At 66.8% G+C, this 6,674-nt stretch carries 8 protein-coding genes; 2 read left to right on the top strand and 6 right to left on the bottom strand.

Annotated features, from left to right (window positions below):
• Positions 1–62: 62 nt before the first annotated feature.
• The 4 genes from EJP67_RS29610 to EJP67_RS29595 all read right to left on the bottom strand — a co-directional run bounded on the left by EJP67_RS29610 (position 63) and on the right by EJP67_RS29595 (position 2,086).
• Positions 63–812 (bottom strand): thioesterase II family protein, encoded by a 750-nt coding sequence (locus EJP67_RS29610; protein WP_126025291.1) that lies wholly within the window; start codon positions 810–812, stop codon positions 63–65.
• 20 nt (positions 813–832) lie between these two features.
• Positions 833–1,081 (bottom strand): MbtH family protein, encoded by a 249-nt coding sequence (locus EJP67_RS29605; RefSeq protein WP_126025290.1) that lies wholly within the window; start codon positions 1,079–1,081, stop codon positions 833–835.
• A 189-nt stretch (positions 1,082–1,270) separates the two neighbouring features.
• The gene (locus tag EJP67_RS29600) at positions 1,271–1,519 is read right to left on the bottom strand and encodes a FecR/PupR family sigma factor regulator (RefSeq protein ID WP_126025289.1); all 249 of its coding nucleotides are present in this window, start codon (positions 1,517–1,519) and stop codon (positions 1,271–1,273) included.
• Positions 1,520–1,555: 36 nt separating this feature from the next.
• Complete coding sequence (locus EJP67_RS29595) at positions 1,556–2,086, bottom strand: sigma-70 family RNA polymerase sigma factor (protein WP_126025288.1); 531 nt, start codon at positions 2,084–2,086, stop codon at positions 1,556–1,558.
• A gap of 209 nt (positions 2,087–2,295) precedes the next feature.
• Between EJP67_RS29595 and EJP67_RS29590 the strand changes: the two genes are divergently transcribed.
• Positions 2,296–3,162 carry a plasmid replication/partition related protein gene (locus EJP67_RS29590; protein ID WP_126025287.1) on the top strand — a complete coding sequence of 289 codons (867 nt, stop codon included), beginning with the start codon at positions 2,296–2,298 and terminating at the stop codon, positions 3,160–3,162.
• 34 nt (positions 3,163–3,196) lie between these two features.
• On the opposite strand, the gene EJP67_RS29585 is transcribed toward EJP67_RS29590, so the two are convergent.
• Positions 3,197–3,784 carry a BPSL1445 family SYLF domain-containing lipoprotein gene (locus EJP67_RS29585; RefSeq protein WP_126025286.1) on the bottom strand — a complete coding sequence of 196 codons (588 nt, stop codon included), beginning with the start codon at positions 3,782–3,784 and terminating at the stop codon, positions 3,197–3,199.
• 266 nt (positions 3,785–4,050) lie between these two features.
• On the opposite strand from EJP67_RS29585, the gene EJP67_RS29580 reads away from it, so the two are divergent.
• The gene (locus tag EJP67_RS29580) at positions 4,051–4,728 is read left to right on the top strand and encodes a DUF418 domain-containing protein (protein ID WP_126025285.1); all 678 of its coding nucleotides are present in this window, start codon (positions 4,051–4,053) and stop codon (positions 4,726–4,728) included.
• Positions 4,729–4,761: 33 nt separating this feature from the next.
• On the opposite strand, the gene EJP67_RS29575 is transcribed toward EJP67_RS29580, so the two are convergent.
• Positions 4,762–6,594, bottom strand: a complete 1,833-nt coding sequence (locus EJP67_RS29575; RefSeq protein ID WP_126025284.1) for a bifunctional metallophosphatase/5'-nucleotidase — start codon at positions 6,592–6,594, stop codon at positions 4,762–4,764.
• Positions 6,595–6,674 lie beyond the last annotated feature (80 nt).

Genomic DNA, 6,674 nt, shown 5'->3' with positions numbered 1-6,674 from the left:
GGGTTCACATCGGTTCCTTGAATTGCCGGGCCCGCGCGGCGGCGCAGCCCGGCGGCAGCAGGTCAGGCAAGGGCACGGGCACGAGGCGCATGGACTTCCGCTCCCGCTGCCAGCCCGGCCAGGCGCTGCACCAGCGCCTCGAGCACGCGGGCCTCCTGCTGCCGGATGAAGAAATGGCCGCCGTCGAACCAGTCGAGCGTGAAGCCGGCGCGGGAGGTCTCGGCGGACCAGGCCTCCATGCGCCAGGGCTCGATGTCGTCCTGCCGGCCGGAGAAGGCGTGCAGGGGAAGAGGCAGCGGCGCATTGCCAGCATGCGCGAAGCTCTCGCACACGCGGTAGTCGGCGGCCAGGGTGTCGAGCGTCATGCGCAGCAGCTCGGGGCTGTCGAAGAGCTCCTCCGGTGTGCCGCCCTGCCTGCGCAGGTCGCCGACGAGGGCCGCGTCGTCATTCATGTCGACGAAGCGGTCGGGGTCGCGCTGCGAAGGCGCGGCGCTGCCGGACACGAGCAGCGCGCGCGGCAAGGGCCGGCCATCGGCACGAAGGCGCTGCGCGACGCCCCACGCCAGCAGGGCGCCCATGCTGTGGCCGAAGAGCGCGAAGTTGCCGCGCAGCGCGGCATCGTGCTCGGCGCACAGGAGCGAGACCAGCGATTCGAAGTCTTCGACGAAGTCCTCGCCCAGGCGGCTGCCGCGGCCGGGCAGCTCCATCGGCACGACTTCGATCCAGTGCGGCAGCCGCCGCCGCCAGCGCAGGTACATGGTGGCGCTGGCGCCTGCGCATGGCAGGCACAACAGGGAAAGGGGCGCCTGCATTCGCTCTTCTTCGGATGGCTTCAGGCTGCGGCGGGAGCGCTCTTGCTGTCTTCCTGCTGCGCCATCCAGTCGCGCAGCGATCTGGGGCGCATGTCGGTCCAGGTTTTCTCTACGTACTCGAGCACGGTCTTCTTGTCGCCCTGGACCCCTTCGACGGCCTTCCAGCCGCCGGGCACGGCCTTCCATTGCGGCCAGATCGAGTATTGCTCTTCGTGGTTGACGAGAACGATGAAGGTCTCGTCCTCACGGTCGAAGCAGCTGGTAGACATGTGCGGTCCTCTTGGGGTAGTTGAGATCGGCGGCGAGGCGAAGGCGCCTGCCCTTGCGATACATGACGGGGACGGAGGCCGCGTGTTTAGGATCGGGAGACACTCGTTGCGCAGGCGCGCGCGGCCGCGGCCGCGAGGGCTCGCGGCGCGGAAAGGGAAGGAAGAAGGAGGAAGGAAAGAAGGCCGCGGCTAGCGCGCGGCGGAGTCGCCCGGGCCGTCGTCGGGCGGGGGAACGTCGTTGGCAGGCGGAACGAGGCCCACGAGCAGCCAGAGGCGGGCCGCCTCTTCGTATGCCTTGCGGTGAAGAGGATCGGCGGCGAGCCATTGCGTGAGCTCCCTGCCCGCCGCCTCGCCGAGGCCGCCGCGCTCATGCTGGCGGCGCACCCAGGTCCATGCGATCTGCCAGACCGGGTCGTGGTCCTTGTCCTGCTTTGTCATCGGCGACATCGTATCGCCGACGGGGAGGCGGAAAAATCAGCCGCCCTGGACGAGGTAGCGGCAGCTTTCGAGGGCGGCGTCGGCGTCCTTGATCATGAAGTTCACCAGCGTGGCGGAGCAGCCGAGGCGCACGCCGATCTCCCGTTGCGTCATGCCGCTGAGGCGGTTGAGCTCGAAGGCCAGGCGGGTGCGCGCGGGCAGCGCCTCTAGCACGCGGTCGATCGCGGCCAGCGCCTGGCGGCCGTCGAGTACGCGGTCGGGCGCGTCGTTGCTGGGCGGGCTGACCAGTTCGACGTCTTCGCAGTAGGTGCGATAGGTGGCCTCGACGGAGTTGTGGCGGTGGTAGTCGAAAGCCACGTTGCGCACCACCTGGCAGCAGTAGCCGAGGGGCTTGCGCACGTCGCGCACGCAGGCGCCGTCGGCGAGCTTGAGGTAGGCGTCCTGCAGCACTTCGTCGGCGAGATCCGCGGTACGGACGATTTTTTGCGCAACGCGCTGGAGCTGGGCACGGTTTGCGATGAAGACCTCTCCCAGCGTGGGCTCGGCTGGCTGAAGCGACATGTCCATGGGTACTCCTGAAGTATTCAATTCGAGATAATGCAAATAAGAACTATTACTATCTTTAGACAAGAAAAGGCCCGCTTTCGCAGTTGCTCCTCCCTTTATCTCTTACCCATTAAGACGTTTGAACGGCCGAAACCGAGACAGCCTTCAACGCTCGCCGGAGGGCCCGGCGGGGCCACCTAAAATGCCGCCCCTAGCCCGATTCCGCACCCATGAACATCGTCGTCAACGAAGAACTCAAAGCCTATATCGATCCCATGACGCCGGAGGAACACGAGGCGCTGGAGCGGAGCATCCTGGCCGAGGGCTGCCGCGATGCATTGGTGCTGTGGGGCGATGTGCTGGTGGACGGCCACAACCGCTACGGCATCTGCCAGAAGCACGGCCTGCCCTTCAAGACGGTGCAGAACCCGCGCTTCAAGACCATCGAGGACGTGCACCTCTGGATGATCGACCAGCACCTGGGCCGGCGCAGCATCTCCGACTACCTGCGCGGCGTGCTCGCGCTGAGAAAGAAGGACATCGTCGACCAGCAGCGCAGCCGCCTGGCCACGGCGACCGAGCCGGCCTCCTCCGCCCCTGTTCCTACCTCTTCCTCGGACGATCCCCCGTTCGATGCCGATCCGCCCGCCGATGCCACGGGTGAAGAAGCCGCCGCGGCAGTTCCCCTCCCCCCGCCCGCTCCGCTCAACAGCCGCGAAGCCATCGCCAGAGCCGCCCGCCTGAGCAGCAGCCAGGTCGGCATGATCGAGAAGATCCAGAAGCAGGCCGCGCCGGAACTGGTGGCCGCTGTCAAGTCGGGCGTGATTTCGATCAACACCGCGGCCGCCGTGGCCACGCTGCCGGCCGAGGAACAGGTCTCGGCCGCGAACGCGGGCAAGGATGAACTCAAGCAGGCTGCAAAACGCGTGCGCGAGTCGAAGAAGAAGCCGCGTGCGGAAACTGCCGAGCAATCTTCGGACGACGACGCGAGCCTGGATACGGTGCAGGCGCTGCAACAGCGCGTGGCCGAACTCACGGCCGAGAACGAATCACTGCGCAGGCAGGTTGCCGAGCTGCAGGCCCAGCTGGATCACTGAGAGCCTGCAGCCGGCTGGATGAGGAAGGCAGTTCCTACGGCTGGATCTCGCTGATCTTCGCGCCCGACAGCGAAACGCCCGCTTCCAGACCCACGTTGGTCATCACGAAACCCACCACAGGCTGGCGCAGCGTGTTGGTGTCGATGCTGCCGTTGGCGCCGATGGTCGCGAGCGCCACCGTGGCGTCGGCGCCGGCCGTCCAACCCTTGCTGCTGCGGAACTTGTCGAGCGCGGCCTGGGTGTTGAACAGGTAGATCACTGCCTTCGACTGCGCGCCGGCCTGGAAGCCCACCGACCCGGCGGTGGTGCTGTAGTAGGACTGCGTGCGCCCGTTCACGCGCAGGGCGCCCCGGCCGTACTCGGCGCCCACGCCCATGCTGGCGCCCACCACGGCGGGAAACACCAGCACGCCGCTGGACTTGGCGACCAGATCGCGCGAGCCCTTCACCGAATCGTAGAGCTTGGACAGCGAAGCATCGACCTGCGCATCGATGGAGGCGCGCGAAGACGCGCTGCTGGCCTGGTCCTGCGGCCGCGTGGTCGTGCACCCGACGAAGGCCAGGCTGCACGCCGCCACGAGGGACGAAAGCGCCAGCGTCCGGAAGTTCATGGCTTTTTTCATGACGGAATCCTTCCTTTGAAAAGAACATGGATCGGCAATGAGATCTCTGCCCGTGGGCAGATTCGCCCATGCTAAGACCGTCAAAACCGGGCAAATCGAGTTGAAGGCATCGGCCTACGCGAGGTCACGGCATCGATGAACCTTCGCGGCGCACCCGCGGCCGGCGCGCAATGTTCGTGCAATGGTGATTCGTAGCATCGCGGCTGTGGTGCGGATGGCTGCGCACGGCCCTCCGCGATCTGACATCCGAACCGACATCGCGCCCCATGACATTCGACCTCGCAGCAAGAAGGCTGCCGCGCCAACCGCGCGCCGGCAGCGTCCGCCGACCTGAACTGCCGGACGCGCTGCGCGGCTTCGTGCTGTTCCTCATGCCGATGCTCGGCCTGCTCGGAGCGTCGGCACTCGAATTCGCCGTGTCGTCGGCTGCGCTGCTTTCGCTGCTCTTGGGCATGAGCTTCGCGATGCGGGCGGATCAGCCTGGCAAGAAGCCGGCAGCCTTGCGCGTGCTCGCGCGGCGCATGCTGCTGGAGTCCGTCGCCTATCGACGGCTGTGGGTTCGGCTGCTGAAGACGGCTGCGGTCACCGGCATCATCGCGGCCCTGCTGCTGCAGCGACTCGCACCGCTGGCAGCAGCCCTCTTCATCTGCTGCATGGCGGCCTTCGTTCTGCTGTTCCAGCAGGCGCGCTGGCGGCAATGGCTGCGCAAGCTCGCGCCCATGGGCTGCATCGCACTGACGAACTGGCTGCTGCAAGTGCTGGCCGCAACGGTGCTGTTCCATGCGCTGGAGCCGCGTTTCGGGCTCCTGCTGGGGGTTGCCATGCCCTTCGCCGCACTGCCGGCGCTGCAGGCGGTGCTCAGCTGCCGATGGCTGGCCCGCACTCGCAGAGTTCCGGTCGCGCCGGTTTGGCACGGCCTGGTATCTGAAGGACAGGCCGGCTGAGCACGGCCTGTCCTCGCATTCACCACCCGCCTGTCAAGGCACGACCGTGATGCGGTCGGTCGCCGGCGGCGTCAGCGGACTGTTGGCCTTGATGTAGGCCTCCAGGGCATCCACGTCCTGGTCGCCGCCCAGCGTGTCCGTCCCCTGGTTGAAGACGGTGAAGTTGTCGCCGCCGGTTGCCAGGAAGCTGTTCATGGTCACGCGGTAGCTGGTGCCATCGGTCATCGCGGTGCCGTTGAGCGACATGTTGCTGATGCGCGATCCGGCAGGCTGCGACAGGTTGTAGGTGTAGCTGAAGCCGTTGGAGGGCAGCAGCACCTTGGGCGCGCTCGTGGTGTTGGAACCGCTGTTGAACTGCTGTTCGAGCACCGCCTTGATCTGCGCGCCGGTCATGGTCTTCACCACCAGGCTGTTGCCGAAGGGCTGCACGGCGAAGATCTGGCCGTAGGTCACGCTGCCGTCGCCGGCGGGCGCGAGGTCGGCGCGCACGCCGCCCGGGTTCATGAAGGCGATCTGCGCGGCGCCCTTGCCGGCGGGGCTGGTGGCGGCGAGCTGCGCGTCGGCGATCAGGTTGCCCAGCACGCTTTCCTTCGACGTGGTCTGCGTGCGCGTGGCAGTGGCGGTGAGCGAACCCACCACGCGTTGCACCAGCGGCCCGGCGATGGCGAGGTACTGGCTGATGAGTGCAGCCACTTCCTGGTTCTTGCCGAAGACGGGGTACTGGTCGGTCAGCGCGACGGTGGTCGAGCCGCTGGTGTAGGCCTCGCCCTGAACGATCACGTTGTCGGCGCTCTTGGCCGTCACCTTGCGGGTCTTGGTGTCGATGGTGAGGTTGATGTCGGTCAGCAGCGTGCCGTACTGGCCGGCGCTGGTCAGCAGGAAGGGCTTGGCGGGGTTGGTCTTGGCGTAGTCGCAGATGTAGGAGCGGTGCGTGTGACCCGAGATCACCACGTCGACCGACGCATCGAGCTTGTTGAGGATCGGCAGGATGTCGCCGCTCAGGCCGGCGCAGCTCTTGTCGTTGTAGCCCACGGTGGTGGTGCCGCCTTCGTGGATGACGACGACGATGGCGTCGGCGCCCTGCGACTTCAGCTGGGGAATCAGCGCGTTGGCCGTATCGGCTTCGTCCTTGAAGCTCAGGCCGGCAACACCGGCGGGCGTCACGATGTTCGGCGTGCCCTTCAGCGTCATGCCGATGAAGGCCACCTTCACCGTGGCGCCGTCCTTCGTGAAGCTCTTCATGCCGGTGGCGGGAAACAGCGTGTTGCCGTCGGTCTTCACCGTGTTGGCCGCGAGAAAGCCGAAGTTGGCGCCCGGGAAGCTCTTGTTCACGCGGCAGGGCTCGAGCGCGGTGTTCTTCGCGCAGCCGCCGTTCTTCATGCGCAGCAGCTCGGTCTGGCCCTTGTCGAACTCGTGGTTGCCGACCGCGTTGAAGTCGATCTTCATCGCGTTGACGGCTTCGATGGTCGATTCGTCGAGGAAGAGTGCCGAGACCAGCGGCGACGCGCCGATCATGTCGCCGGCCGACACCACGGCATTGTTCGGATTCTTCGCCTTCAGCGAGGCGATGGCGGAAGCCATGTAGGCCGCGCCGCCGGCGGGCACCGCCACCGTGCCGCCCGCCTTCGCCGGCGCGTTGATCGACAGCTTCGGCGGCTCGAGGTTGCCGTGCAGGTCGTTGAAGGCGATGAGCTTGACGTCGATGGTGCCCGGCGCGGCGGGCGCCGGAGCCGGTGCAGGCGGATTGCTCGCCGTGGGAGGCGGCACGAAGGGAATGAAATTGTTCGAGTTGCCACTGCCGCCGCAGGCGGTCAGGGTGGCCACCACCACGCCGGCAAGGGCGAAGTGCTTCAACGATGCATGCATGGGAAACCTCTCTCCTTGTTTGGTAACGCAGCGGATGCTGGCCACCGCGCATGACGAGGCCGTGAAGGCCCTGCCGTGGC

The sequence above is a fragment of the Variovorax guangxiensis genome (assembly GCF_003952165.1).
Classification (GTDB): domain Bacteria; phylum Pseudomonadota; class Gammaproteobacteria; order Burkholderiales; family Burkholderiaceae_C; genus Variovorax; species Variovorax guangxiensis.
The sequence above is the reverse complement of the archived record's forward strand: the minus strand, read 5'-3'. Positions and strand labels throughout refer to the sequence as shown.